We start from the raw sequence: 25,230 nt of genomic DNA, 5'->3' as shown, positions 1-25,230 counted from the left end.
CATGCAACGCCCCGCGTTCCTGCACACCAGCGTTCTCGCCGCCCTCCTGGGCGCGGCGGCGCTGCTCTGTGCCGGACCGGTACAGTCGCAGCAAGTGGTCCGGTACACCGATGCCGATGGTGTACAGCACATGCGGGTGGAAGCAGCGGACAGTGGCCGGGACAGTACCGGTACGGCTGCCGCCGCAAAGAAGCCCAAGACCATTGTGTACCGGTACACAGATGCCGATGGCGCGGTGCACTTCTATGCCCAGACCCTGGACGACCCGGACAAGCTCATGGCCAGCAGTGCAACGCTGCTCAACCATCCCGGCAGCAAGGAAGCGGTGACCCCGGCCGATCCGCCTTTCGTGCGGACCATGCTGGCTCATCGCGATGCGCGCAAGTACGACGACCTGCTCACCGAAGCGGCCGGCGAATTCGGTCTGGATGCGGCGTTGCTGAAGGCGGTGATGACGGCCGAATCCGGTTTCAATGCCACGGCCGTCTCCAGCAAGGGCGCGGTAGGCCTGATGCAGATCCTGCCCGACACGGCCGAGCGCTACGGCCTGCAGGGGGATCGTCGCAAGACGCTGCACCAGAAGCTGACCGATCCGAAGATCAACATCCGCCTGGCCGCGCGCTACCTGCGCGATCTGATGGCGATGTTCCCGCAGCACGTGGAACTGGCCATTGCCTCCTACAACGCCGGGGAAGGCGCGGTGCAGAAGTATGGCAACAAGATCCCGCCCTATCCCGAGACACAGGGCTATGTGCGGCTGGTGTCGCGGTTCTATGAACTGTACCGGCCCGCCGGCGCACTGCGCCTGGCCGCAGGCGAGCGCGGCAACGCCAATGCCAGCGGCAATGCGCGCCTGAAGGTGACGCTGCCCCCGCGCGAGCCCGCCATCAACGATTAACCCAGTCAATACGAACACAACAAGACAAGCTCCATGACCGATCAACCGACCCTCTTTGACCAAGCCCCGGCTGCGCCCGATGGCGAATCGCTGACGCTGTCCACCTTCGCCGAACGCGCCTATCTCGATTACGCGATCTCGGTGGTCAAGGGCCGCGCCCTGCCCGACGTGGCTGACGGCCAGAAGCCGGTACAGCGCCGCATCCTCTACGCGATGAACGAACTGTCGCTGAACTCGGCGGCCAAGCCGCGCAAGTCCGCCGCCGTGGTCGGCGACGTGCTGGGCAAGCTGCACCCGCACGGCGACCAGTCGGTGTATGACGCGCTGGTGCGCATGGCGCAGGATTTTTCGCTGCGCTATCCCTTGATCGACGGCCACGGCAACTTCGGTTCGCGCGATGGCGATGGCGCAGCGGCGATGCGCTACACCGAAGCACGCCTGACGCCCATCAGCAAATTGCTGCTCGATGAAATCGACATGGGCACGGTGGATTTCCAGCCCAACTACGATGGCTCCACCGAAGAGCCGCGCCTCCTGCCGGCGCGCCTGCCCTTCCTGCTGTTGAACGGTGCCTCCGGCATTGCCGTGGGCATGGCCACTGAAATCCCCTCGCACAACCTGACCGAAGTGGCCAAGGCCGCCGTGGCGATGATCCGCAATCCCAAGATCACGCACGCCGAGCTGATGGAACTGATCCCCGGCCCGGACTTCCCCGGTGGCGGCCAGATCATCACCCCGAAGTCGACCATCGCCGAGATGTACCAGAGCGGCCGTGGCAGCCTGAAGGTGCGCGCACGCTGGAAGATCGAAGACCTGGCGCGCGGCCAGTGGCAGGCGGTCATCACCGAACTGCCGCCGGGCGTTTCCTCGCAGCGCGTGCTGGAAGAAATCGAAGAACTGACCAACCCCAAGCTGAAGCTGGGCAAGAAGTCGCTGACGCCCGAACAGCAGGCGCAGAAGGCGGCCATCCTGGGCCTGCTCGATGCAGTGCGCGACGAGTCCGGCCGCGAAGCGCCGGTGCGCCTGGTGTTCGAGCCCAAGTCCAAGAACCAGGACCAGACCGAGTTCATGAACACGCTGCTGGCGCAGACCTCGCTGGAGACCAGTGCCTCGCTGAACCTGGTGATGATCGGCGGCGATGGCCGTCCGCGCCAGAAGAACCTCACCGACATCCTCACCGAGTGGATCAGCTTCCGCTTCGACACGGTGACGCGCCGCACGCAGTTCCGCATGCAGAAGGTCAACGACCGCATCCACATCCTGGAAGGCCGGGAAGCGGTGCTGTTGAACATCGACAAGGTCATCAAGATCATCCGCGAATCGGACGAACCGAAGCCGGCCCTGATGGACGCCTTCAAGCTCTCCGACCGCCAGGCCGAAGACATCCTGGAAATCCGCCTGCGCCAATTGGCGCGACTGGAAGCCATCAAGATCCAGCAGGAACTGGCCGAACTGCGCAACGAGAAGACCACGCTGCAGGACCTGCTGGACAATCCGTCCTCGATGAAGCGTCTGGTCATCAAGGAAATCGAAGGCGACGCCAAGACCTACGGCGATGCCCGCCGCACCATCATCGAAGAAGCCGAGCGCGCCACCTTCGAGCAGAAGGTGATCGATGAGCCGGTGACGGTGATCATTTCTCAGAAGGGCTGGGTGCGCGCGCGCACCGGCCATGGCCACGATGCGACGCAGTTCACCTTCAAGGCCGGTGACAGCCTGTATGGCGCGTTTGAATGCCGCACCGTGGACAACCTGCTGGCCTTCGGCTCCAACGGCCGGGTCTACACGATTGCGGTCAATGCGTTGCCCAATGCGCGTGGCGATGGCGTGCCTGTGACCACGCTGATCGAACTGGCCAGCGGCAGCAACATCCAGCATTACTTTGCCGGTCCGGCCGATACCACGCTGTTGCTGGCCTCTGATGCGGCGGCCGGTTTCATTGCCAAGGCGTCCGACATGTTTGGCCGCGTCAAGGGCGGCAAGAGCTTCTTCACGCTCGATGAGGGTGCGCTGCCGCTGGCACCGACGCCGGTGGCGGCTGACGCCAGCGCCGTGGCCTGCGTGTCGGCCAATGGCCGCCTGCTGGTGTTTGGCCTCGATGAGATGAAGACGCTGTCTTCCGGTGGCCGTGGCGTGAACCTGATGGAGCTGGAGAAGAATGAGAAGCTGGTCGCCGCCCAGGCCATCAGCCAGAAGGGTGTCGTGGTCCATGGCACCGGCAACATGAGCAAGCCCAAGGAGATTGCCTTGAGCGGCGAGAAGCTGCTGGCGCACGTGGGCAAGCGCGCACGCAAGGGCCGCGTGCTGGAATCGCGCATCAAGGCGACGGGGTTGCGTTCTCAGGGTTGATGCCCGGTTTCTTTTTGCGGTGAAGTCGCCCCCTGCGCAGTTTGGCAGGGGGCGATTTTTTTGATGGCTTGCACAACTGATTGCTTCGTGGGCAAGGGGTGGTCGAAGCATTTCGAATGCGGGGTGGAGTTTTGGGTGTTGGCGTGGAAGAGCCAACGCCTGCTGGGGAGAATGCGCGCTCATTGTTGAAAGCGAGGAACGCGCAAGATGAGAAACACCCCAGTGAAAGATAGAATCCCGGACAAATCCAAGAGCCTCGTGGCTCAATTACGCTACATCTTTCCCCACCGCGTCCATCAATTTGCGGCCCACCGACCTCAGATGAGTGAGGCGTAATGGCGCGCCCGATGAACTATCTCCTTGCAGCGGCCATAGTGCTGTTGCTCTGCTACGGCACCCTGCGCAAATACAGCACGCTGGTCCGGCCACACTATCCGCCCATCTCCATCTCAGTCAATCCCGCAGGCACCTGCGCGCTCACCGAATACAATTTCCGGGGAGGCGAGCGCTGGTACTGGACTGACCCATATCGCTGGTTCCTGCTGGCGTCCGGGGATGCGTTTTATACGATTACCGATCTGCGTACAGGCAAGATCATCCGGGACTCCACCACTCAAATCATCCCCGGTCTGGAAGCCAACTCGCTGGTGGCGGTGGCCATGGGAGCCGACGTCTTCTATTGGTCTGCGGATGGCACCAAAGCAAATTTCCCGGGCGGCAGGGCCGAGGATTATTTTCACGAATGGACTGATATCAAGGAGTGCGCCGGCGAGAGAGCTGAATCAGAGTATGCCAACCTGACTTGCGACGTCGACACTGCCTCGCCGCGCTGTAAGGCTTTAAGAGACGCGCTTTGAAAATGAAGAGTTGCTTTGCGCTTCCATTTCTAAGCCTCGTGGGCATTGCAGGCGGAACTGCAGCGGGAGCGCTCAACACCGCCTTCATTACGAATTGCGGAGAAAGTTGCCCGGACGACCCGCTGCTGTGGGCGCTGGGATGTTCCATCACATTTCCCCTTATCGGCCATCTTCTGCTCAAAAAGACACGGCAAACGGTCGCCAATACCATGCTGGTTGCCGTGGCACTGGCAGCCACCGTCCTGCTACCGGCCCTCGCGATGTATGCCTGCAGCCTTCATGAGAAATATTGGAGACTGCATGGCAAGCAGGTTTTCCCGGATATCGAATACAGCCTCATGGTGATTTCAGAGGACCCACTCCCCACACTGGGCATCGCCGAGGCTGAACGCTGTGTCATCAACAATGACCTGCGTTGTGGCGAAAACCCGCAAGTGATTCCAGCCCTGTGCCAAAGCGGATTCGTATCACTGCCACGGAAACATTGGTCTTCTTTCAAGCGACTCCCGAACGAAGATCTGCAAGGCCCCGCGCCTGCCAATGATGACCGGAAATATTATTTAAATGATTTATGCCAGCAACAGGCTACATCAGTGAGTCAACCATGAACAAGATCAAGGCTGCGGTTTCTCACCACGAGCGTGAAATCGCCGAACTGCGCGCGAACCCTGTACTGGCCATCGAGTACCTGAAGGCCGCTGTGGAGCCACTGGACAGTCCGGATGACCTCCCTGCCGCGTTGCTGGCACTGCGCGCCATCAGCGAAGCCTATGGTGATGCCGGCTCTTGAAAACTCGTCACCCAATCGCCACCGACACCCGATACACCAACACCCCCAGCAATCCAAACGCCCCCGCCAGCATGCAATAAGGTGCCCAGCGTTGCGCGCGTTGGCCGTAGCCGATCAGCAGCAGCGCAATGCTGATGAGCGGTATCCAGGTTGACGGGCTGTTGAAGTCCATGATGATTGCTCCCGGTTGATTGCATCGCTAGTCATGTGGGCGCGGCATCGGCGCACGCCCTCCTCCATCACGCCATCTGGCTGATGGTCTTTCTGAACCGGCCCAGTGCAGCTACAAACAGGACCAGGCCAATTGCCAGGATGGCCAGCAGTTGCGGCCAGATCACTTCCAGGCCAGCGCCCCGGTACAGTATGGCTTGCCCCGCCGCGACAAAATGCGTGGTCGGGGCAGCCAGCATGATGTCCTGTACCGGTACAGGCATGCTCTCGCGCGGCGTGGAGCCGCCCGACAGCAATTGCAGCGGCAACAGGACCAGTACGGTGAGCATCCCGAACTGCGGCATCGAACGCGCCAGCGTGGCCATGAAGATGCCCATCGAGGTAGTGGCAAACAGATGCAGCACCGTCACCAGCATGAACAGCGCCAGCGAGCCCTCGATGGGCACCTGCAAGGCGCCCCGCACGATCAGCAGCAACGACATCAAGGCCGCCAGTGCCACGACCGAGCCCATCGCCCACACCTTGGCCAGCATGATCTCGGCCGGACTCACCGGCATCACCAGCAGGTGTTCGATGGTGCCGTGCTCGCGCTCGCGGATGAGCGCCGCCCCCGTCAGGATGATGGAGAGCATGGTGACGTTGTTGATGATCTCCATGAGCGAACCGAACCAGGATTGCTCCAGGTTGGGATTGAAGCGCATGCGCAAGGCCAGTCCCACCGGCGCATCGCCAGCGGCCTCGCTACGCCGCACGAATTGCGTGACCTCGTTGCTGACCATCTGCTGGATGTAGCTGTTGCCGGTGAAAGCCTGGCTCATGCGCGTGGCATCCACGTTCAGCTGGACCACCGGCGCGCGTCCGGCCAGCACGTCACGCTGGAAATCCGCCGGGATGTCCAAGACGAAGGTGTAGTCTCCTGCATCGAGCCCGGCATCGGCCTCGCGCGCCGTCACCAGTCGGGCCACTTTGAAATGCGGGGGATAGAACAAGGACGCAATGCGTGCCGACAGCGGCGAGCCATCGTTGTCGACGATGGCGATGGCGGCATTGTGCAGGCTCTCCGGCATGGCCGTGGCGGCCACATAGATGGAGAGCGTGAAGGTGTAGGCGATCAGCACCAGCATGGCCGGATCGCGCAGCAAACTCCACAGTTCCTTGACGCCGAGACGAAAAATGTTGGACAGGCTGGCAGGCGCGCGGCGCATCTCATTGCTCCTGCTTCTTCAACAGCCACACCGACAACCCCAGGATCACGGGGGCGGCCAGCACCAGCGGCCAGAACGAGGCGCCCAGGTCACCCACCGCCAGCGCCTTGCTGAACACGCCACGGCTGATGGTGAGGAAATGCGTGGCCGGATAGACCTGTCCGATCAGCGCACCCATGCCTTCGAGCGAAGAGACCGGATTCAACAGTCCGGCGAACTGCACGCAGGGAATGATGGTGCCGATCATGGTCACGAAGAGGGCCGCAATCTGGCTGCGCGTAAAGGTCGAAGCCAAGAGGCCAAACCCGGTCGAGCAGATGATGAAGACCAGCGCCGCCAGCGTCAGCGTGAAGAGGCTGCCCTTGACCGGCACCCCGAACACGGTCACGGCCAGCAGCGTCAGCATGGCGAAATTGAGCATGCCCAGCACCAGATAAGGCAGCTGCTTGCCCAGCAGGAATTCGGTACGCGTGACCGGCGTGACGTAGAGATTGAGGATGGAGCCGAGCTCCTTCTCGCGCACCACCGACAGCGCCGTCAGCATGGCCGGGATCATCATCAGCAGCAGCGGGATGATGGCCGGCACCATGGCAGGGAGGCTCTTGACGTCCGGGTTGTAGCGATAGCGCGTCTCGATCGTGGCGGGCTGCGCCAGGCGCTGGCCCAGCCGGTGCGTGGCCATGTCGGCCAGCCACAGTTGATGCATGCCCTGCACGTAACCGCGCACGGTCTCGGCGCGCGTGGGCATGGCACCATCGACCCAGGCCCCTACTTCCACCGGCTTGCCGCGTGCGATGTCACGGGCGAAGCCGGGCGGGATTTCAATGGCCAGAGAGATCTCGCCGCTGCGCATGCGGCGGTCCAGGTCCTGGTAATCGCGGATGGGCGGCTGCTCGATGAAGTAGCGCGAACCCGACAGGTTCAGCGCATAGTTCTGGCTCAGGCCGGTCTGGTCGCGGTCGAGCACGGCGTAGCTGAGGTTTTCCACATCGAGGTTGATGCCATAGCCGATGATGAACATCAGGATCACCGTGCCCAGCAAGGCCAAGGTGGCGCGCACAGGATCGCGCCGCAGTTCCAGGCTCTCGCGCTGGCTGTAGCTGAGGGCGCGGCCCAGGCTGGTGCGCAACCGGCCATCGCCAGCTGGCGCGGGGTTCCGGGCCGATGTGACGTTTACTTCAGGCGCAGGCGTCATTGCGCCCTTCCCGGCCGCTTCTTCCAGGTACCCAATGAAGGCTTGTTCCAAAGTCGCCGACCCGCGCTGGCGGATCAGTTCCTCCGGCGTGGCGCTGACCAGCACGCGCCCGGCGTGCATGAGCGAAATGCGGTCGCAGCGCTGGGCCTCGTTCATGAAATGGGTGGAGATGAATATCGTCACCTGGTCGCGCCGCGCGAGATCGATCATCAATTGCCAGAACAGGTCGCGCGCGATCGGGTCCACGCCCGAAGTCGGTTCATCCAGGATCAGCAGCTCCGGCTTGTGCACCATCGCCACGGCCAGCGAGAGCCGCTGGCGGATGCCAAGCGGCAGGCTCTCGGGCAGGCTGTCCATCACCTCCTGCAGGCCGAAGCGCTGCGCCATCTCTTCGGTGCGCGCCGCGATCTGCTCCTGCGGCACACGATACAGCCGCGCATGCAGCACCAGGTTCTGGCGCACGCTCAATTCGCCATACAGCGAAAACGCCTGCGACATGTAGCCCACACGCGCCCGCGTCGCCATGTCGCGCGGATCGACGGCCTGGCCGAATAGCCAGGCCTGGCCTTCACTGGCAGGCAGGAGGCCGGTCAGCATCTTCATGGTGGTGGATTTGCCGCAGCCGTTGGAGCCCAGGAACCCGAAAATCTCGCCGCGCCGGATGCGAAAGTCCACATGGTCCACCGCCACGAAATCGCCGAAGCGCATGGTCAGGCCGCGCGCTTCGATGGCGATCTCGGCTTGCCGCGCCGGGTCCAGCGGTGTCACCTGCACGGGCTGGTGGCCGCGCCGTTTATCGGGTGGCAGCAAGGCGATGAAGGCCTCTTCCAGTGCCGCCGTGCCGGTGCGCGCATGCAGCTCGGCAGGCGTGCCGGTGGCCAGGATCTGGCCGTCATCCATGGCCACCAGGAAATCGAAGCGGTCGGCCTCTTCCATGTAGGCTGTCGCCACGATGACGCTCATGCCGGGCCGCTGCTGGCGTATGTGCGCGATCAGGTCCCAGAACTGCGCACGCGAGAGCGGATCGACGCCGGTGGTGGGCTCGTCCAGGATCAGCAGGTCAGGGTCGTGGATCAGCGAACAGCACAATCCCAGCTTCTGCTTCATGCCGCCGGAGAGCTTGCCCGCCGGGCGCGCCAGGAAAGGCGACAGGCCGGTGCCGGCCGTGAGCGTATCGATGCGCTGGCGACGCTCCTGCGCGGACTGGCCGAACAGGCGGCCAAAGAATTGCAGGTTCTCCTCCACCGACAGCGTCGGATACAGATTCTTGCCCAGACCCTGCGGCATGTAGGCGATGCGCGGGCAGACCGCTTCACGATGCGCGGCCCGGCGCATATCGCCACCGAGGACTTCCACGTCCCCTTCCTGCAGGGCACGAGCACCGGCCACCAGCGAGAGCAGGCTGGATTTGCCCACGCCATCGGGCCCGATCAGGCCGACCATGCAGCCGGCCGGAATCTCCAGCGAGATCGCCTGCAGGGCCGGCTTCTGGCCATAGCGCAGCGACACGCCCGACAGGCGCGCCACCAGGCTCTGACCATGGCTCTCTGTCATTGCGGGACCTTCACCGCCAGCGTGGCGGGCCAGTCACGCGCATTGTCGGTCCGCACCCAGGCCACGCCGGGCAAGCCGGTCTTGACCAGGGTCAGGTGCTGGCGCAGCAGCGCCGGATCGATCTGCGCCTTGACGCGAAACATCAGCTTCTGCCGCTCGCTGGCGGTCTCTACCGTCTTGGGCGTGAACTGCGCAGTGCTGGCCACGAATGAAATACGCGCCGGGATCACGTATTGCGGGGCGGCGTCCAGCACGATGCGTGCCTCGCCGCCCAGCGCCAGCTTGCCGGCGACGGTCTCGGGAACGAAGAAGGTCATGTAGACATCGCTCAAGTCCACCAGGTTGAGCAGCTTGCCGCCCCCGCCCAGCACTTCGCCCGGCTGAGCGATGCGGTATTGCACGCGTCCGGCGCGCGGGGCCATGAGCGTGCTGTCGTCGATGTCGACCTTGATGCGCTGGACCGTGGCCACAGCGGCCGTGACCGTAGCACGCGCACCGCTGACCTGGGTGCGGGCAGCTGCCACGGCGGCCTGGGCGGCGGTCACTTGTGCCTTGGCGGCGGTGACGGCGGCTTCCATGCTCAGCACGCGGGCACGGTCGTCGTCCACTTCCTGCAGCGAGGAGGCGCCTTCCTTGACCAGCACCTCCGAGCGCGCCAGGCGGCGCCGTGCCGCATCCAGCTCGCTGGCGCGCTGCGCGGCCTGGGCCAATGCGGCCTGATGATCGCTCTCGCGCACGGCCACCTGGGCCTCGGCACTGGCCACGGCCGAGACCGATTGCTGCTGGCGCGCCTGGGCCTCGTCGCGCTGGGCTTCCAGCGACAGTACCTGCATGCGGGCCAGCGGCTGGCCGGCTGCGACGAAGTCGCCTTCATTGACGAGGATGGCATCGACCCGGCCACCCAGCTTGGTGGCCACATCCACTTCGGTGGCTTCGATGCGGCCGTTGCCGCTGGCGAATCCCTCGCCGGGGCCGCTGTGGTGCAGGCGCAGCCAGGCATAGGCCGCACCGCCGGCGAGGAGCACGGCCAGCGCGGCGGCCAGCAGGGGTTTCTTGGCGTGAGGGAGCGTCATGGTCGGGGTCCGGAAGAAAGGGGGAAAGCCGCAGGCGCATTGCTGTCGCCACCCAGCGCCGCATACAGCGCCACCGACGAGGACAGCAGCGCACGCCGGATCTGCACCCGCTGCTGGCGTGCGCTCAGCAGGTCGCGCTGGGCGTCGAGCACGTCGAGGAAAGGCGCAGCGCCGTTGTCATAGCGCAGCGTGGACAGGCGCGCCCGCTCGGTCTGGACCTGCACCGCCGTCTCGGCAATGGCGAGCTGGCGGGTCAGCCACTGGCGCGCGGCCAGCGCATCGGCGACGTCACGGAAGGCGGACTGGATGGTTTTTTCGTAATTGGCCACGGCCAGGTCGCGCCGCACTTCGGCCAGGTTCAGGTTGTTGCGCAGGCGGCCTGCCGTGAAGATCGGCAGCGACAGGCTGGGCGAGAAACTCCAGGCATGGCTGCCATCGCGGAACAATCCGCTCAGTTCAGCGCTGGCCGTGCCGAGGTTGCCCGTGAGCGAAATGCTGGGAAAGAAGGCCGCGCGTGCTGCACCGATATTGGCATTGGCCGCTTGCAGGCGATGCTCGGCAGCGGCCACGTCGGGCCGGCGAGTGAGCAGCAGCGAAGGCGTGCCCGGCGACAGCGCCGGGAACACCGCATCCAGTGCCGGCCGCGCCTGGCCGACTGGCAGCTCCAGCGGCGAACCGACCAGCAGCGTGAGTGCATTCAGACGTTGTGCGCGTTGCTGTTCCAGCTGTGCGCCCAAGGCCTGGGCTTGTGTGAGCAGGGTCTCGATCTGGGTCAGGTTCAGGCGCGAGGTGGCGCCGACCTCGACCCGGCGCGCAAAGATGCGATAGCTCTCCTGCCGGCTGGCGATGGTGTCGCGGGCGATGGCCAGGCGTTCGTCGATCTCGGCCAATTCCAGCCAGGCATCGGCCACCTGGGCCACCAGGCTCAGGGCTGCGGCACGGCGGGTGGCTTCGCTGGCCAGCGCGGTTTGCAGCGCGGCGTCATCCAGGCTGCGCAGGCGGCCCCACAGGTCCAGCTCCCAGGTGCTCAGGCCCACGCCGGCCTGATAGGCACTGCCGACCAGCGGGCGTCCGGTCAGGTTGAGGTCGGCCGGAGTGCGCGAGCGATCCAGGCCTGCCTGTGCGCCAACGGCGGGAAACAGGTCGGCGCGCTGGATGCCGTAGAGCGCCCTCGCCTCCTCGACCCGCAAGGCCGCTGCGCGCAGGTCGCGGTTGTTGGCCAAGGCCTGGGTGATGAGGGCTTGCAGTTGCGGATCGCGGAACCAGGCTTGCCAACCGAGTGCCGATGCGGCTTCACCTGCGCCATCGACCTGCTGCGGATAGTGCGCCGCCACCGGTGCAGCGGGCCGCTGGTAATCCGGCGCCATCGACTGGCAGGCCACCAGCAGGAGCGGCAAGGCAGCCAGCAAGGGACGGATTCGCAGAGAGGGTTCGCACATCGTGATTCTCGGCATCGGCAGGAAATGGGGCGACGGAAAGCTTCGTCAAAAGCTTCGTCTTGAGTGACCACATTATGAAGAGCCCTGCTGAAAACCCGATTGATGTACGTCAGGTTACTGACTGATGAGTCGGTAATTTATGAAGGATGTGACGGGGGGAGGCCTGAGGGAAGGCGTCTGCGGGGGGAAGTGCAAAAAATGCGAAAAATTCGGAAAGACGCGCCGGGCACCGCAGCTTTATTGCGCCACACCGACCTGGTCGACGTAATGGCGCACTTCGGCGGCAACGGCGGTGAACAAGCTCTGCAATTCGGGCAACTGCGGCTGGGCGCTTTGGGGCGGTTCGGCGCGGGACTGGGTTTCCACGCTCTTGAGCAGTTCGGTCAGCACGCCGGCCCCGACCAGGGCGGTCATGCTCTTGAGGCTGTGTGCCTCGCGTTTGACCTGGGCGGCGTCATCGGCGCGGATGGCTTGCGCCAGCCGGTCGAAGGTGGCGGGGGCGCTCTGGGCGAAGGTGCCGAACATGTGGCGGCAGGCAGCGGCATCGCCACCCATGGCATCGAGCAAGGGTTCGGGGTTGATGTGCTGGTATCGGTGGTCGTTCACGCGTTTCTCCCTGTGGCCGACGCAATATACGCAAGATATTGCTCCTGTGCCAATTTGTTTTGTGCAGCTGGTCCGGCGTACGGGCGCGCCGGGTCGTGAGCGGTGACTGAAGTACGGTGAAGTGTGTAACGTAACCAAGCAGGTAACTGTCGTCAATCACAACTGTGGTGACGCACGCAAAAAACCGCCCGGTGAGACGGGCGGCTGATGGAAGTGCGGCCCTGCAGACGAAGGCCGCACCCTGCTGCAGTGAAGCGATCAGGCAGCGCGTTCCAGGCGCTGGACGTTGCTGTCCTCGGCGGCACCGATTTCGATCTTGCGCGGCTTCAGTGCTTCGGGGATTTCACGGACCAGCTCGATGTTGAGCAGGCCGTTTTCCAGATTGGCACCGACCACCTTGATGTGGTTGGCCAGCTGGAAGCGCTGTTCGAAGTCACGGGCGGCGATGCCACGGTGCAGGAAGTTGACCTGCTTGTCTTCCTTCTGCTTGCGGCCGGTGATCTTGAGGGTTTCGTTTTCGGTCTCGATGTCGATTTCGCTGCGGGCGAAACCAGCCACGGCCATGGTGATCCGGTATTTGTCCTCGGCCACCAGTTCGATGTTGTACGGCGGATAGCTGGGCTGATCAGCGCGCTGGGCGTTGTCGAACATCTGGGCCAGGCGATCGAAGCCGATAGCGGTACGGTACAGGGGGGAGAGATCAAAAGTACGCATAAAAATATCCTTTCAGTTAAGCGATGTTTTCGTCGCAGACCTCAACGTCGAGCATCTGCTGGTACCGATCTAGGGATGGGGATTTTGGTTTTCAAGGGATTTTTTTCGAAAAAAATCGAGCGAGCAGATCGCCCGTTTTTCCTTCAGGAAAAGTCCTGTCAGCCCCTTGAAAATTGCCGATCCAGCTCCACAGCAACACGCTCGCGCTCGTTGCGTACCGCCTGCGCGCCCGCAGCCAGGCCCTCCATCACGGTAAAGCGCAGGTCATGCAGACCGATGGTCGCCAGCGCCACCTTCAGATAGGGCGTAAGGAAATCCGGCTGCCGTGCCGACGCGCCGGTGAAGCGCCCGCCGGAGACCACCGCCACATGCACCGGCCGGTCACGCAGCAGGCCCGCTTTGCCATCCGGGGTGATGGCAAAGGTCCGGCGCACCCGCACCACGTGATCGATCCACGCCTTCAGGACCGAGGGCGCGGTGTAGTTGTGCATGGGCGTGCCGATCACCACCTGGTCAGCCTGCTCCAGTTCTTCAATGAGACGGTCCGACAGGGCCAGCGTGCCCTGCCCCGCATCACTGCCGTCCAAGGCAAAGGGGGAGCCCAGCGCATCGGCATAGGCAGCATCGACATGCGCAATGCCGCTGGCGTAGAGGTCGCGCAGGATGACCTGTGCCTGTGGATGCTGTGCGCCCATGCGCTCGACGATCTGGCGCGACAGCCACCAGGCATTCGAAGCCTCCTGCCGCGGCGAGGCAAGCAGCTGCAGGATCTTCATGCGACACCTCCGATGGTCTTGCCGAAGCGCAGCGCGCCAGTCAGCATGCCCTGGCGGAAATAGAAGCGCTGTGCCAGCGCATTGGCCATGCCGGTATCGAGCACCAGGCGGACACAGCCGGCCTGGGCCGCCACCTCCTCCATCGCAGCCAGCAGCCGTTCGCCCCAGCGCTTGCCGCGCTCAGTACTGGCGGCCACCAGGTCATCGACATAAAGGAAAGGACCATAGACCAGGTTCTCTTGAAAGCGATAACCGGCGAGCGCAACGACCTTTCCCCGATCCCAGGCGGCCAGGATGCGGTAACCCTGCGGGATGGCGCGGCCGATGCGCTGCAGGAACTCCTCGCTGTCGCGCAGGTGCGAACGCAGTTCGTGCATCACGGGAAAACAGGCCAGCTGGTCGGAGACTGTATCGGCGTGACGAAGCGCGTCGTCGGTGAGATGCCAGTGAGGCACAGGTGTGATCTCGGAAACTTGGTCCATGGTAGAAACTTCGATGCCATCAGAGTGGAAGGAGCTTCATCCTAATGAGCCGATGGCATAATCGGGAGATCCAAGAAATGACATTTCGACTGGTCCATGATTTCTCTGCCTCCCTCATCCTTGATCCGCCTCGACAGCAGCACCGGCGAAGCGTACTACCGCCAGATCTACGCACGCCTGCGCAGCGCCGTGGCTGACGGACTGCTGCGGCCGGGTGACCGCATTCCCTCGGCACGGGCACTGGCTGCGGAATTGGGATTGGCGCGCGGCACGGTGGAGGCCGCCTATTCGCTGCTGGCCGCCGAGGGCTACGTGGAGGCGCGCGGACAAGCCGGGACGGTCATTGCCGCCGGGGTCCGCCCGGCAGTGCAGGCAGCGGCCAGCAAGGCAACGGCGGCTCCTTCACGGACATCGCCGGTGGCCGCGCGCCATCCTCTCCTGCCGGAAGAGGGACAGGCCGAATCCAAAGGCCCGCGTCCCTTCCAGATGGGCATCCCGGCGCTGGACGCCTTTCCGCGCAAGATCTGGGCACGCCTGGCCGCACGCGCAGCGCGGGCCACGCAAGCCGCCGACATGCTCTATCCCTCCCCGGCCGGACTGATGGCGCTGCGAACGGAAATTGCGCGCTACCTGCAGTTGTCACGCGGTATCGATTGCCGGGCCGAACAGGTCTTCGTCACCTCCGGCTATCGCGACAGCCTGAACCTGATCACCCGCACCCTCCTCCAGCCGGGCGACAAGATCTGGGTGGAAGACCCCGGCTACGCCCCGACCGCCGCCCTGCTGCGCGAAGCCGGCATGCAGCTGGCCGGCGTGCCGGTAGACGGCGACGGCATGCAGGTCGAGTACGGCCTGCGCCATGCAGCCCGCGCACGCGCCGCCGTGGTCACGCCGGCGCATCAGAGCCCGACTTGCGTGGCCCTGTCGCTGCCGCGCCGCCTGGCCTTGCTGGAATGGGCGGCGCGTGAACAGGCCTGGATTGTGGAAGATGACTACGACGGCGAATACCGCTACGTCAGCCGGCCCTTGCCCGCACTCAAGAGCCTCGACCGCGAGGACCGCGTCCTCTATGCCGGCACCTTCAGCAAGGTGCTGTTCCCGGCCATTCGCCTGGCCTACCTGGTGGTGCCGCGTTCGCAGGTGGAGCGCTTCAGGCACAGTGCGCAGCTCTTCTCGGGTGCCGCGCCAGCCCTGACGCAGCATATCGTCGCCGACTTCATGGCCGAGGGGCATTTTGCCCGCCATATCCAGCGCATGCGGCGCCTGTATGCCCAGCACCGCACCATGGCCATCGCCGGTCTGGAAGGCGTATTGCATTCCCATGTCCGGATCGATTCGCCGCCCGGCGGCATGCATCTGTTGTTGCGTCTGCAGGGCCGCCGCTCGGACCGGCTGCTGGCGGAAAAGATGCGCCAGCACGGCATGTTCAGCCGCGCCCTGTCAGAGTGCCTGCTGGCACCGCGCCCCGGAGTGCCACCGATGATCATGCTCAGCTTCACCAACATCGACAGCCGCCGCCGTGCCGCCGAGCTGGCAAGGCGTATCCTGCCCCTGCTGGCACCGGCCTGACATGGACTAGTGCAAATCACCATTCTTGGCACTTATCGACTGGTCCATGCAGGTGCATGATGGCGACTCGTTTCCATCACATCCAGGAGCCAGTCCCCATGTCCGCCCGCATCGATCTCTACAAGAATGCCACCGCCGCCTACGACGGCCTGCTGGCCGTGAACCGTCATCTCAAGCAATGCAGCCTGCCCGCCGACCTGGTGGAGCTGGTGTTTTTGCGGGTGTCGCTGATCAACGGATGCGCCTACTGCATCGACAAGCATTCGCGTGACCTGCTCAGCAGCGGCATGCCGGTCGACAAGCTGGTGCTGGTCCCGGTCTGGCAGGAAGCCGGCCCGCTCTTTACCCCGCGCGAGCAGGCCGCGCTGGCCTGGGCCGAAGTGGTCACGCGCATCGACCAGACGGCCGCGCCGGATGCGGATTACCAGGCCGTGATCCAGCACTTCACCGCACAGGAGTACAGCGAACTGACCATCGCCATCGCGCTGATGAATGCCATGAACCGGCTGGCCATTCCTGGCCGCATGCAGCCACAGGCAGCGCGCACCTGAGACGCTGGTGCGGGCGAGCCTCAGGCCGACTTCAACGCCGCTACCAGCGTGCGCAGCGCACTCTGCAGGCGCGGCTCCTTGAGCCGGGCATGCAGCCTTACCTGGGCCAGCGGCAGCTTGGGCAAGCCCAGGCGCTCGCCCATGTCCACCGCGCCGGGCGGTGCGCTGCGGTGGAGCAGCGCCGACACCGCCAGGCCCGCACTGACCGCCGCCCCCACCGCCAGAATGCCGCCACCGACGAAGACCTCCACCCACGGGATCCCCGCCGCATCGAGCCGCCGCAAGGACAGCTCGCGGATGCGGCAGGCCGAGGAAAACGTCGCCACCCGCAAGGCCGGACCGGCCCAGCATTGCGCATCGGGATGGGCGAACCAGCCGATGCGCTCTTCCATGACCAGCTTGCCGCCCTTGTCCTGCGGTTCGCGGCGCACGATGACGGCATCGAGCTCGCCGCGCTCATAGGCAGGCATCATGTCATGCGAGGAACCCACGCGTACCTCCACCACCACGCCGGGATCGACCGCGTGGACCTGCGCCAGCGCACGCGGCAAGGTGGCGCCGGCCACGTGGTCGCTGATGCCGACCGAGAAGCGGACCGGCCCCTGGTCCAACTGTTCCAGCGCGCGCTCATGCGCGGCCAGCAGGCTGCGTGCGGCCGGCAGGAACTGCTGCCCTTCGGCCGACAGGCGCACCTGGCGCGGCGTGCGTTCCAGCAGGCGACGGCCCAGCCGCTGTTCCAGCTTCTTGAGCTTGAGGCTGATGGCCGATTGCGTACTATCCAGCGCTTCGGCCGCACGGGTGAAGCTTTGCAGGTCGGCGGCCAGGACGAAAGCCTGGACGGCGTCCAGATCCAGCGGTTTATCCATGGTGCGGGGCCCTCATGGTCCAAGATCAATGATGACGAATTTCAATCATTGAAATCATCAATCAGTGGTTTTTCAAATGATTGCACCAGCATAGCATGCAAGGCATGGAGAGCAAGCGCTCCGCCATTTCAACCACACCTGCAAGGAGAACATCATGCCCCTGGTCCACATTTCCGTCTTGCGCGGCAAGTCCCGCAGCTATCGCCGCGCCATTGCCGACAACATCTACGAAGCCCTGCGCGAGAGTTTCAATGTGCCCGAGGAAGACCGCTTCATGGTCATCACCGAGCATGATCCGGAAGACCTGATCTTCAGCCGCAGCTACATGGGCATGGCGCGCACGGATGACTTCGTGCTGATCCAGCTGACGGTCAGCAATACCCGCACCCAGGCCCAGAAGAATGCGCTCTACGCCGCCATCGTGGCGCGCCTGCAGCAGAACCCCGGCATCGGGCCGGATGACGTGATGATCAGCCTGGTCGAGGGCGACAAGGGGAACTGGTCATTCGGGCGCGGGCTGGCACAGTACGTGATGTAGCACGCACCGGCTGCAGGCCGCGCTGCGGCCTGCTAGGATGTCGCTCATCGTCATCACTGCGCGGCTGCCGCGCCTCTTCCATGCCCCCTGCGACATCCTGCCTGCGGCAGCCTTTGCGACACCTCACCCGTGGCCTGGCGGTCGTGCTGCTGGCGGCCGGGCTGACTGCCTGCTCTTCCTCCAGCAAGTACTACGATCCCAACAAGAGCAATCGCACCGAGACGGGGTTTCGCAACAACTACCCGCAGCCCGAACGCGGTTCCCTCTTGAAATGGCAGTGGGAGCGCCTGACCCAGGGCCTGCCCAAGCCGCCCGAAAACAATTACCAGTTTCCCGTCGTCAAGCCTGACCTCGCCTGGCTGAAGGCCAACCACGGCAGTCCCAGCGTGACCTGGATCGGCCATGCCACGGCGCTGGTGCAACTGGGCGGCAAGAACGTGCTGACCGATCCGATGTTCTCGCAGCGGGCCTCGCCCTTCTCCTTCATCGGACCGTCGCGCAAGGTGCCGCTGCCGGTACAGATCAGCGAGCTGCCGCATATCGACGTGGTGGTGATCTCGCACAACCACTACGACCATCTGGACCAGGCGAGCGTGGAGCAACTGAATCTTCAGGCGGGCGGACCGCCGCTGTTTCTGGTGCCGCTGGGGGTGCGTGACTGGTTCCTGTCGCGGGGCATCACCAACGTGAAGGAAATGGACTGGTGGGACAAGACCGTGATGGACAACCTGGACATCTACTTCGTCCCGGCCACGCACTGGTCGGCGCGTGGCGTGTTCGACCGTTCAGAGACCTTGTGGGGTGGCTGGGTCATCCAGGCGGCGGCGCAGCAAGCGGGTGCCGAGCCCTTCTCGGTCTATTTTGCGGGGGATACCGGCTATTCGAAGGACTTCCGCGACATCGGCGAACGCTTCGGCCGATTCGATTTGGCGCTCATCCCCATCGGGGCCTACGCGCCGCGCTGGTTCATGCAGAACCAGCACGTGGACCCGGCCCAGGCCGTATTGATCCATGAGGACGTGCGGGCCAAGCGATCGGTCGCCATTCACTGGGGTACCTTCGAGTTGGCCGACGATCCGCTCGACGAGCCGCCCAAGGAACTGGCCAAGGCCCTGCGTGAGGCGGGGTTGCCGCAGGAGCAGTTTGTTGCGCTCAAGCATGGGGAGACGCTCAAGCTGGATCAGTGAATCAAGGAGTGCATCAACAACTAGGCCCGCATCGTTTCCGATGCGGGCCTTGGGAAGCATGCGATAGCGAAAACGCGCTACGGCTGCAGTGTGAACCGGGCTGAGCTGATTACAGCTTGGAAGCGATCAGCTTGCCCAGGCGCTCCACACCGGCGCGGATCTGCTCCGGCGGCACGGTCACGAAGGACAGGCGCAGCGTGTTCTTCTGCGCCACGTTGGCATAGAACGGTGCGCCGGGGACGAAGGCGACCTTTTCCTGTTCCACTGCTTCGTTCAACAGCGCGCTGGCATCGAGGTGCTCGGGCAGCGTCACCCAGATGAACATGCCGCCTTCCGGCTTGCTCCAGCTGCAGCTGGCCGGGAAGTACTGTTGCAGCGCGTCCAGCATGGCCTGGCACTGGTCGCCATAGAGCTTGCGGATGGTCGGCACGTGCTGGTCCAGGAAACCATCCTTGATGGCTTCGTACACCACCATCTGGGTCAGCTGCGCAGTGTGCAGGTCGGTGGCTTGCTTGGCCTGCTCCATCTTCAGGATCAGCGGACGCGGCGCCACCACGTAGCCCAGGCGGATGCCGGGGGTCAGCACCTTGGAGAAGGAACCCATGTAGATCACGCCCGACGGATTCATCGACAGCATCTTGGGCAGCGGTGCATTCTGGTAGCTCAGGGCACCGTAGGGATCATCCTCGATCAGCGGCAAACCCAGGCGGGCACAGGTTTCCACCAGCTTGAAGCGGCGCTCGGTGGGCAGGGTGCGGCCGGTCGGGTTCTGGAAATTGGGCAGCGAATACAGCATGCGCGCACCACCGGCGATGGCTTCGATGGTCTCGGGTTGCAGGCCGAATTCGTCGCTGGGCACCGACTCGAACTTGGCACCATACAGCGAGAAGGCCTGCAGTGCGCCCAGGTAGCTGGGGGTCTCGACCAGCACCTTGCTGCCTTCGTCGATCATGACCTTGCCCAGCAGGTCCAGGCCTTGCTGCGATCCGGAGACCATCAGCACCTGTTCGGCGGTGATCTGTGCGCCATCAGTGGAGAGCGACGCGGCGATCCATTCACGCAGCGGCAGGTAGCCATCGGTCGGGCCATATTGCAGGGCCATCTTGCCTTGCTGGCTCAGCACGCGGTCGAAGGCGGTCTTCATGTGCTCGACCGGGAAGGTCAGCGGTGACGGCAGGCCACCGGCGAAGGAGGTGATGTCCGGACGCATCGTCACCTTCAGGATTTCGCGGATGGCCGAGCTCTTCATGGCTTCGGCGCGCTGGGAGAACTGCCACTGCAGCGGTGCGGGATTTTCGAGTTTCATACGGGTCGTTCAGTCTGTGTTCGGTGTGTGAGGTCGTGGGGCCGGGCGGCTACTGTGGCCGCCACCGCCCTTTAATGCAAGGCGATCAGGCGATCTCGGCGATCATTTCGATTTCGACGCAAGCGCCCATGGGCAGCTGCGCCACGCCGAAGGCGGAACGGGCGTGCTTGCCGGCGTCTCCGAAGACTTCGCCGATCAGCTCGGAAGCGCCATTGGTCACTAGGTGGTGTTCGGTGAATTCGCCGGTCGAATTGACCAGGCTCATCAGCTTGACGATGCGCTTGACGCGGGTCAGGTCACCGCCACAGGCGGCCTGCAGGGTCGCGATCAGGTCCACCGCCACGGCGCGCGCGGCCAGCTTGGCGTCGTCGGTGCCGATGTCGCGTCCCAGCTGGCCGACCCAAACCTTGCCATCCTTCTTGGCCAGGTGGCCGGAGAGGAAGACGGTATTGCCGGTTTGTGCATACATCACATAGGCTGCTGCCGGGGTGGCCACGGCGGGCAGTTCGATGTTCAGTGCTTTCAGCTTTTCATAGACGGACATGCGGTACTCCCTGTTGGACAGCGCCCGCTTGCGGCCAAAAGGCAAATGGCTCGCGCGTTGCGCGTTGACAAAATGTGAAAAAACAAGTGTTCGATTATCTCAAAAAACAGCCGCTTTAGCCCGACCCAGCTGAACTATTTCGGCTCGCAAACCCGGTCAGAGCTGCGTCAGCGGCTTGCCGCACCCTGCCTGCGCGGCCTTCAGCGGCGCACCGCCATGCGGCGGCCGATAGCGACCACCACGATCACGGCCAGGGCAAAGAGCATGTTGCTCGCATCCAGCGCTTCATGGGCAATCACCGCCGCGCCCAGCAGGCTCATGAAAGGTTGCAACAATTGCACCTGCCCCACCCGGGCGATGCCGCCCAGGGCCAGGCCCTTGTACCAGAAGAAGAAGCCGATGAACATCGAGAACAGCGATACGTAGGCAAAGGCCAGCCAGGCTGGCGACGAAGCGCTCACGCCGTACTGCCAGCCCAGCCACACCGACACCGGCAGCATCACCGGCAAGGCCACCACCAGCGCCCAGGCGATGACGTTCTGGCCGCCCATGGTCTGCGCCAGGCGTCCGCCTTCGGCATAGCCCATGGCCGCAGTGACCACGGCGGCAAACAGCGCGAAATCAGCCAGATGGAAACTGCCGCCCCCCTCGCGCAGGGCAAAGGCGATCACGATGCCGGAGCCCGCCAGCGCGGCCAGCCAGAAACCTTTCGAAGGCCGCTCACCGAAGCGCAGCGCGCCGAACAGGGCCGTGGCCAGCGGCAGGAGGCCGACCACCACGGCACCATGCGCGGCCGGGACATAACGCATCGCAATCGAGGAAAACAGCGGGAAGCCCACCACCACCCCCAGGGCGGTGATGACGAGGCCGCGCAATTGCTGCCGGGTCGGACGCGGGGCCTTGATCCAGGCCAGCAGCGCCAGTGCGCAGACCCCTGCCACGACCGCACGGCCGAACGCCACGAAGGCCGGGTTGAGCTCGGCCACCGCAATGCGCGTGAACGGCAGCGTGAGGCTGAAGATGGCCACGCCGATCAGGCCCAGCCACATGCCGCGGCTTTCGTGACGGGCCGTGCCGGCGCCGGGCGCTGTTGCGGGGTGGCTGGTCTTGCTGCTAGCTTGCATGAAGGTCCCCTGTGGTCAAAACGCGTTATTGATATAAATGATTTCCATGTCCTGCTGCTACAGCCAGATCGCCAGCGCCGAATAGAGTGTCAGCAGGATCATGACCGCCGCAAAGATCGCGCGCCACCGGGGCTGTTCAAGATAGCGCCGCAAGAGCGCACCGGCACCGGCCCACACCGACACGCAAGGCAGGTTGATGGCACAGAACACCGCACAGTAAATCAGGATGGCCAGCCATCCGGACTGCTTATGCAACAACGGCATGAAGGCCGAGGCGCCGGTGATGGCCATCACCCAGGCCTTGGGATTGGCGAACTGGAACATGGCGGCCGCCCGGAACGACATCGGCCGCACCGCCCGCTCACCCGCCCCGGAGACGGCCATGCGGCGCAACTGCCAGGCCAGGTAGAGCAGATAAGCGCAGCCCAGTGCCTTCAACAGCAGCACCACTTGCGGCACCGCCACCACCAGCTCGCCTATACCGAATGCGCATACGGCCAGCAGCACGCCGAAGCCGAAGGTGATGCCCAGCATGTGCGGCAGCGAGCGACGAAAGCCGAACCAGATGCCCGAGGAGGTCAGCATGATGTTGTTCGGCCCCGGCGTGATGGAGGAGACGAAGGCAAATGACATCAGCGGCAGCAAGGCTTCGATCATGCGTTTCTCCTTTGCGCGGCCTGCGCCAGCGACACCACCTGGGCCGGCGCCAGCAGTGCATCGGCGGCCGCACCGGGGCGCGCCAGGATACTGGCAAACACGTCATGGTCGACATTGCCGCCGGACAGCGTGACGCCGATCTTCTTGCCGCGCAGCCGCGTGCGCAGTTGCAGAGCGGCCGCCAGCGCACAGGCCCCCGCGCCTTCGGCCACGTTGTGGGTAGCGATGAAGGCCAGCTTCATGGCGTCCATCACTTCCTCATCGGTCACCGCGACGACCTCGTCAACCTCGGTAAGCATCACGTCCAGCGACGCCTGGTCCGGTACGCGACAGGCGACGCCATCGGCGATGCAGGTCGAGACCGGTGCCTCGATCTTGCGGCCCGCTTCGAACGAGAGCTTGTAGGCCAGCGCATGCGCCGAGACCACGCCGATGATGCGCGTCTTGAGCCCCAGTGCATTGCGGGCCGCGACCGCACCGCACATGCCCGAGCCCTGGCCGATGGGCACCAGCACCACGTCCAGCGCGGGCTGGGCGGCGAACAATTCCATCCAGTAGGTCGACACGCCCGCCACCAGGTCGCGATGGAAGGAAGGGATCATGTGCAGCTGCTGCTCGCAGGCCAGGCGCTGGGCGTGCTCGCGGCTATCCTGGAATTCGCGGCCGTGTTCGATCAGGTCGACGCCGAGGGCGCGCATGGCGGCGTTCTTCTCGCGGCTGTTGCCCTCGGGCACGACGATGGTGGCGGGAATGCCGAAGCGGCGCGCCGACAATCCGACCGACTGGCCGTGATTGCCGCGTGTAGCGGAAATGACGCCGGACAGTTGCGGCTGCTGCCGGGCCAGGTGATGCAGATAGACCATGCCGCCTCGCACCTTGAAGGCGCCGGTCGGTGCGTGATTCTCATGCTTGACCCACACCTCGGCACCCAGTGCCTGGTTCAGCAGCGGCCAGCACAGTTGCGGGGTCGGGGCCATGCCGGCATAGACGATGCCGGCCGCCTGCTCGATCTCGCCCAGGCCGGGCAACAGTTCGCTGGCAGTACGCGGGGCTTGGCTGGCTTGGATGGACAGGCTGGTCATGACATTGGTCTCCTCGAAAAGATGCGAAACAAGAGCACTGATCAACGTGTCACCCGGCACTTTGTCGCCAGGCCACTTACTCTTGCATTGGCTGACATCCTAGCCGACAATACCAGTACAGTACCTATACACTTTTCCAAATAGTTTCAAACATTGTCACGGTAAAATGACCAATACAGTCAAGCATCTGCGCAGCATCCCGGCCAAGACAGTTCCCGCGGACACCGCCCTCCCCGGCTGGCCCATGCTGGTGCGCGAGAGCGGAGAATCGCTGGTGGACCAGATCGTGCGCGGCGTGCGCGCCCGCATCGACGACAAGCTCCTGCGCGGCGGGGCACGCATGCCCTCGATCCGGCAGTTTGCGGATGCCCACGAGATCTCGCGCTTTACCGTGGTGGAAGCCTTTGACCGGCTGGTGGCCCAGGGTTATCTGGAGTCACGCCGGGGCTCGGGCTTCTTCGTCAAGGAACGGGTGGCCGTCGCCAACGGTTACGGCAACCTGGCGGCCCAGGCCGAAGCGGTGGCCGAGGCCGAACGCGGGCTGGATGTGGTCTGGCTGGTGCGCAACATGTTCCGCCAGATGCCGCCGCACAAGATGCCCGGTGGCGGCCTGCTGCCGCCGGACTGGCTTGATGGCGAGCTGATCGCCAATGCCCTGCGCGCCATCAGCCGCGACAATCCTTCGCTGCTGCTGGGTTATGGGACGCCGCTGGGCTTCCTGCCGCTGCGCCAGCAATTGCAGCTGAAACTGGCCGAGCTGGAAATCGCCGCCGCGCCCGACCAGTTCGTGCTGACCACGGGCGTGACGCAAGCCATCGATACCGTGGCACGCCACTTCCTGCGGCCGGGCGACGTGATCTTCGTGGATGATCCGGCCTGGTTCCTGATGTTCGGGTCCTTTGCTGCACTGGGGGCCAAGATCGTCGGCATTCCGCGGCTGGCCGATGGCCCGGACATCGCCCAGCTGCGCGAACTGGCCGAGATCCACAAGCCCAAGCTGTACGTGATCAACTCGGTGCTGCACAACCCGACCTCGACCTCGCTGTCGGCCGCCAAAGCTTTCCAGGTGCTGCGCATCGCCGAGGAACATGACTTCATCATCGTCGAGGACGACATCTATTGCGACATGCATCCGGGTTCCGCGGTGCAGGCGGCCACGCGCATTGCGGCGCTGGACCAGCTGCAGCGGGTGATCTATCTGGGGGGATTTTCCAAGACGCTGTCGGCCAACCTGCGCGTGGGCTTCATCGCCACCTCGGCCGAACTGGCGCGCAGCCTGGCTGACCGCAAGCTGCTCTCGACGCTCACTACCGGAGAAATCGGTGAACGGGTGGCCTACCGGGTGCTCTCCGAAGGACATTACCGCAAGCATGCGGAACGCCTGCGCGCGCGCTTGAACGGTGCGCGCGACAAGGTCATGCGCCAGCTGGAACGCATGGGCATGGAAGTCGGTGATCCGCCGCCCTGCGGCATGTTCCTGTGGGTCGATACCGGGCGCGATACCAACGTCATGACCGAAGAAGCGATGGAACAGGGATTCCTGCTGGCACCGGGCAGCCTGTTCTCGCCTGCGCAACTGCCTTCCACCCGCATGCGCATCAACGTCGCCGGGATGTCGGACCCCGGCATCTGGCGCTTCCTGGAAAAGGCGATGGACCGCTGACCATCGCCCTGTTCCCGCACGCAGCCCCGCTTCA

The 25,230-nt window shown here is 64.4% G+C and carries 25 protein-coding genes; 10 read left to right on the top strand and 15 right to left on the bottom strand.

The genetic code is table 11. The features are described 5' to 3' along the window. Position 1: 1 nt before the first annotated feature. The 5 genes from ACWFUC_RS14365 (at position 2) to ACWFUC_RS14345 (ending at position 4,894) form a co-directional block, all read left to right on the top strand. Entirely contained in the window at positions 2 to 898 is an 897-nt protein-coding gene (locus tag ACWFUC_RS14365) for a lytic transglycosylase domain-containing protein (RefSeq protein ID WP_489625251.1), read from the top strand. 33 nt (positions 899 to 931) lie between these two features. Beyond that, entirely contained in the window at positions 932 to 3,247 is a 2,316-nt protein-coding gene (gene parC, locus ACWFUC_RS14360) for a DNA topoisomerase IV subunit A (RefSeq protein ID WP_489625250.1), read from the top strand. 347 nt (positions 3,248 to 3,594) lie between these two features. Next, positions 3,595 to 4,104 carry a hypothetical protein gene (locus ACWFUC_RS14355; protein ID WP_489625249.1) on the top strand — a complete coding sequence of 170 codons (510 nt, stop codon included), beginning with the start codon at positions 3,595 to 3,597 and terminating at the stop codon, positions 4,102 to 4,104. Beyond that, positions 4,101 to 4,712 carry a hypothetical protein gene (locus ACWFUC_RS14350; protein WP_310162640.1) on the top strand — a complete coding sequence of 204 codons (612 nt, stop codon included), beginning with the start codon at positions 4,101 to 4,103 and terminating at the stop codon, positions 4,710 to 4,712. Before ACWFUC_RS14355 ends, ACWFUC_RS14350 begins: the two co-directional genes overlap by 4 nt. Beyond that, entirely contained in the window at positions 4,709 to 4,894 is a 186-nt protein-coding gene (locus ACWFUC_RS14345; protein WP_205703767.1) for a hypothetical protein, read from the top strand. The genes ACWFUC_RS14350 and ACWFUC_RS14345 overlap by 4 nt, the downstream gene beginning before the upstream one ends. A 7-nt stretch (positions 4,895 to 4,901) precedes the next feature. Here the strand turns inward: ACWFUC_RS14345 and ACWFUC_RS14340 are convergent, their stop codons facing one another. The 9 genes from ACWFUC_RS14340 to ACWFUC_RS14300 form a co-directional block, all read right to left on the bottom strand. Beyond that, the gene (locus ACWFUC_RS14340; RefSeq protein ID WP_157845743.1) at positions 4,902 to 5,066 is read right to left on the bottom strand and encodes a hypothetical protein; all 165 of its coding nucleotides are present in this window, start codon (positions 5,064 to 5,066) and stop codon (positions 4,902 to 4,904) included. A 67-nt stretch (positions 5,067 to 5,133) separates the two neighbouring features. Then, positions 5,134 to 6,270: an ABC transporter permease gene (locus ACWFUC_RS14335; RefSeq protein ID WP_489625248.1), complete on the bottom strand. Its 1,137-nt coding sequence runs from the start codon at positions 6,268 to 6,270 to the stop codon at positions 5,134 to 5,136. Position 6,271: 1 nt separating this feature from the next. Continuing rightward, positions 6,272 to 9,019 carry a ribosome-associated ATPase/putative transporter RbbA gene (gene rbbA, locus ACWFUC_RS14330; protein ID WP_489625247.1) on the bottom strand — a complete coding sequence of 916 codons (2,748 nt, stop codon included), beginning with the start codon at positions 9,017 to 9,019 and terminating at the stop codon, positions 6,272 to 6,274. Beyond that, the gene (locus ACWFUC_RS14325; RefSeq protein ID WP_489625246.1) at positions 9,016 to 10,092 is read right to left on the bottom strand and encodes an HlyD family secretion protein; all 1,077 of its coding nucleotides are present in this window, start codon (positions 10,090 to 10,092) and stop codon (positions 9,016 to 9,018) included. The genes rbbA and ACWFUC_RS14325 overlap by 4 nt, the downstream gene beginning before the upstream one ends. Next, positions 10,089 to 11,531: an efflux transporter outer membrane subunit gene (locus tag ACWFUC_RS14320; RefSeq protein WP_489625245.1), complete on the bottom strand. Its 1,443-nt coding sequence runs from the start codon at positions 11,529 to 11,531 to the stop codon at positions 10,089 to 10,091. Before ACWFUC_RS14320 ends, ACWFUC_RS14325 begins: the two co-directional genes overlap by 4 nt. 237 nt (positions 11,532 to 11,768) lie before the next feature. Beyond that, positions 11,769 to 12,137: an Hpt domain-containing protein gene (locus tag ACWFUC_RS14315; protein ID WP_134222026.1), complete on the bottom strand. Its 369-nt coding sequence runs from the start codon at positions 12,135 to 12,137 to the stop codon at positions 11,769 to 11,771. A 258-nt stretch (positions 12,138 to 12,395) separates the two neighbouring features. Continuing rightward, positions 12,396 to 12,851 carry an Hsp20 family protein gene (locus ACWFUC_RS14310; RefSeq protein WP_034336500.1) on the bottom strand — a complete coding sequence of 152 codons (456 nt, stop codon included), beginning with the start codon at positions 12,849 to 12,851 and terminating at the stop codon, positions 12,396 to 12,398. A 158-nt stretch (positions 12,852 to 13,009) separates the two neighbouring features. Further along, the gene (locus tag ACWFUC_RS14305) at positions 13,010 to 13,627 is read right to left on the bottom strand and encodes an FMN-dependent NADH-azoreductase (protein WP_489625244.1); all 618 of its coding nucleotides are present in this window, start codon (positions 13,625 to 13,627) and stop codon (positions 13,010 to 13,012) included. Then, positions 13,624 to 14,109, bottom strand: coding sequence for a GNAT family N-acetyltransferase (locus ACWFUC_RS14300; RefSeq protein ID WP_489625243.1), 486 nt, complete (start codon positions 14,107 to 14,109; stop codon positions 13,624 to 13,626). The genes ACWFUC_RS14305 and ACWFUC_RS14300 overlap by 4 nt, the downstream gene beginning before the upstream one ends. 96 nt (positions 14,110 to 14,205) lie before the next feature. Here ACWFUC_RS14300 and pdxR point away from each other — a divergent pair, with 96 nt between their 5' ends. Together pdxR and ACWFUC_RS14290 are read left to right on the top strand one after the other, a co-directional pair. Beyond that, positions 14,206 to 15,678, top strand: a complete 1,473-nt coding sequence (gene pdxR, locus ACWFUC_RS14295; protein ID WP_489625242.1) for a MocR-like pyridoxine biosynthesis transcription factor PdxR — start codon at positions 14,206 to 14,208, stop codon at positions 15,676 to 15,678. A 98-nt stretch (positions 15,679 to 15,776) separates the two neighbouring features. Beyond that, entirely contained in the window at positions 15,777 to 16,229 is a 453-nt protein-coding gene (locus ACWFUC_RS14290) for a carboxymuconolactone decarboxylase family protein (RefSeq protein WP_121039295.1), read from the top strand. A gap of 20 nt (positions 16,230 to 16,249) precedes the next feature. Here the strand turns inward: ACWFUC_RS14290 and ACWFUC_RS14285 are convergent, their stop codons facing one another. Further along, positions 16,250 to 17,095 (bottom strand): LysR family transcriptional regulator, encoded by an 846-nt coding sequence (locus tag ACWFUC_RS14285; RefSeq protein ID WP_489625241.1) that lies wholly within the window; start codon positions 17,093 to 17,095, stop codon positions 16,250 to 16,252. Between the two features lie 154 nt (positions 17,096 to 17,249). On the opposite strand from ACWFUC_RS14285, the gene ACWFUC_RS14280 reads away from it, so the two are divergent. Both ACWFUC_RS14280 and ACWFUC_RS14275 read left to right on the top strand, forming a co-directional pair. Then, positions 17,250 to 17,633 (top strand): tautomerase family protein, encoded by a 384-nt coding sequence (locus tag ACWFUC_RS14280; protein WP_489625240.1) that lies wholly within the window; start codon positions 17,250 to 17,252, stop codon positions 17,631 to 17,633. Between the two features lie 80 nt (positions 17,634 to 17,713). After that, positions 17,714 to 18,820, top strand: coding sequence for an MBL fold metallo-hydrolase (locus ACWFUC_RS14275; RefSeq protein WP_489625239.1), 1,107 nt, complete (start codon positions 17,714 to 17,716; stop codon positions 18,818 to 18,820). Positions 18,821 to 18,929: 109 nt separating this feature from the next. On the opposite strand, the gene ACWFUC_RS14270 is transcribed toward ACWFUC_RS14275, so the two are convergent. The 5 genes from ACWFUC_RS14270 to ACWFUC_RS14250 all read right to left on the bottom strand — a co-directional run bounded on the left by ACWFUC_RS14270 (position 18,930) and on the right by ACWFUC_RS14250 (position 23,533). Further along, positions 18,930 to 20,126, bottom strand: a complete 1,197-nt coding sequence (locus ACWFUC_RS14270) for an aminotransferase-like domain-containing protein (RefSeq protein WP_039786579.1) — start codon at positions 20,124 to 20,126, stop codon at positions 18,930 to 18,932. An 85-nt stretch (positions 20,127 to 20,211) separates the two neighbouring features. After that, the gene (locus ACWFUC_RS14265) at positions 20,212 to 20,670 is read right to left on the bottom strand and encodes a RidA family protein (RefSeq protein WP_039786637.1); all 459 of its coding nucleotides are present in this window, start codon (positions 20,668 to 20,670) and stop codon (positions 20,212 to 20,214) included. A gap of 200 nt (positions 20,671 to 20,870) precedes the next feature. Beyond that, positions 20,871 to 21,794, bottom strand: a complete 924-nt coding sequence (locus tag ACWFUC_RS14260; protein ID WP_489625238.1) for a DMT family transporter — start codon at positions 21,792 to 21,794, stop codon at positions 20,871 to 20,873. Positions 21,795 to 21,851: 57 nt separating this feature from the next. After that, positions 21,852 to 22,451, bottom strand: coding sequence for a LysE family translocator (locus tag ACWFUC_RS14255; protein ID WP_310835306.1), 600 nt, complete (start codon positions 22,449 to 22,451; stop codon positions 21,852 to 21,854). Then, positions 22,448 to 23,533 carry a threonine dehydratase gene (locus tag ACWFUC_RS14250; RefSeq protein WP_489637205.1) on the bottom strand — a complete coding sequence of 362 codons (1,086 nt, stop codon included), beginning with the start codon at positions 23,531 to 23,533 and terminating at the stop codon, positions 22,448 to 22,450. The genes ACWFUC_RS14255 and ACWFUC_RS14250 overlap by 4 nt, the downstream gene beginning before the upstream one ends. Positions 23,534 to 23,699: 166 nt before the next feature. On the opposite strand from ACWFUC_RS14250, the gene ACWFUC_RS14245 reads away from it, so the two are divergent. Then, positions 23,700 to 25,196, top strand: coding sequence for an aminotransferase-like domain-containing protein (locus tag ACWFUC_RS14245; RefSeq protein WP_134222015.1), 1,497 nt, complete (start codon positions 23,700 to 23,702; stop codon positions 25,194 to 25,196). The last annotated feature ends 34 nt before the right edge of the window (positions 25,197 to 25,230 follow it).

This window comes from Herbaspirillum sp. Her4 (assembly GCF_057961335.1).
Note: the sequence above shows the minus strand (reverse complement) of the source record. Positions and strands in the feature narration are given on the sequence as shown.

Bases quoted from the DNA above. Each gene is read 5' to 3' on its own strand.
- ACWFUC_RS14255 (WP_310835306.1), bottom strand. From the start codon at position 22,451: ATGATCGAAGCCTTGCTGCCGCTGATGTCATTTGCCTTCGTCTCCTCC.
- ACWFUC_RS14320 (WP_489625245.1), bottom strand. From the start codon at position 11,531: ATGTGCGAACCCTCTCTGCGAATCCGTCCCTTGCTGGCTGCCTTGCCG.
- ACWFUC_RS14335 (WP_489625248.1), bottom strand. From the start codon at position 6,270: ATGCGCCGCGCGCCTGCCAGCCTGTCCAACATTTTTCGTCTCGGCGTC.
- ACWFUC_RS14300 (WP_489625243.1), bottom strand. From the start codon at position 14,109: ATGGACCAAGTTTCCGAGATCACACCTGTGCCTCACTGGCATCTCACC.
- ACWFUC_RS14340 (WP_157845743.1), bottom strand. From the start codon at position 5,066: ATGGACTTCAACAGCCCGTCAACCTGGATACCGCTCATCAGCATTGCG.
- ACWFUC_RS14250 (WP_489637205.1), bottom strand. From the start codon at position 23,533: ATGACCAGCCTGTCCATCCAAGCCAGCCAAGCCCCGCGTACTGCCAGC.
- pdxR (WP_489625242.1), top strand. From the start codon at position 14,206: ATGATTTCTCTGCCTCCCTCATCCTTGATCCGCCTCGACAGCAGCACC.
- ACWFUC_RS14290 (WP_121039295.1), top strand. From the start codon at position 15,777: ATGTCCGCCCGCATCGATCTCTACAAGAATGCCACCGCCGCCTACGAC.
- parC (WP_489625250.1), top strand. From the start codon at position 932: ATGACCGATCAACCGACCCTCTTTGACCAAGCCCCGGCTGCGCCCGAT.
- ACWFUC_RS14275 (WP_489625239.1), top strand. From the start codon at position 17,714: ATGCCCCCTGCGACATCCTGCCTGCGGCAGCCTTTGCGACACCTCACC.
- ACWFUC_RS14310 (WP_034336500.1), bottom strand. From the start codon at position 12,851: ATGCGTACTTTTGATCTCTCCCCCCTGTACCGTACCGCTATCGGCTTC.
- ACWFUC_RS14270 (WP_039786579.1), bottom strand. From the start codon at position 20,126: ATGAAACTCGAAAATCCCGCACCGCTGCAGTGGCAGTTCTCCCAGCGC.
- ACWFUC_RS14305 (WP_489625244.1), bottom strand. From the start codon at position 13,627: ATGAAGATCCTGCAGCTGCTTGCCTCGCCGCGGCAGGAGGCTTCGAAT.
- ACWFUC_RS14345 (WP_205703767.1), top strand. From the start codon at position 4,709: ATGAACAAGATCAAGGCTGCGGTTTCTCACCACGAGCGTGAAATCGCC.
- ACWFUC_RS14355 (WP_489625249.1), top strand. From the start codon at position 3,595: ATGAACTATCTCCTTGCAGCGGCCATAGTGCTGTTGCTCTGCTACGGC.
- ACWFUC_RS14325 (WP_489625246.1), bottom strand. From the start codon at position 10,092: ATGACGCTCCCTCACGCCAAGAAACCCCTGCTGGCCGCCGCGCTGGCC.
- ACWFUC_RS14285 (WP_489625241.1), bottom strand. From the start codon at position 17,095: ATGGATAAACCGCTGGATCTGGACGCCGTCCAGGCTTTCGTCCTGGCC.
- rbbA (WP_489625247.1), bottom strand. From the start codon at position 9,019: ATGACAGAGAGCCATGGTCAGAGCCTGGTGGCGCGCCTGTCGGGCGTG.
- ACWFUC_RS14245 (WP_134222015.1), top strand. From the start codon at position 23,700: ATGACCAATACAGTCAAGCATCTGCGCAGCATCCCGGCCAAGACAGTT.
- ACWFUC_RS14260 (WP_489625238.1), bottom strand. From the start codon at position 21,794: ATGCAAGCTAGCAGCAAGACCAGCCACCCCGCAACAGCGCCCGGCGCC.
- ACWFUC_RS14365 (WP_489625251.1), top strand. From the start codon at position 2: ATGCAACGCCCCGCGTTCCTGCACACCAGCGTTCTCGCCGCCCTCCTG.
- ACWFUC_RS14265 (WP_039786637.1), bottom strand. From the start codon at position 20,670: ATGTCCGTCTATGAAAAGCTGAAAGCACTGAACATCGAACTGCCCGCC.
- ACWFUC_RS14280 (WP_489625240.1), top strand. From the start codon at position 17,250: ATGCCCCTGGTCCACATTTCCGTCTTGCGCGGCAAGTCCCGCAGCTAT.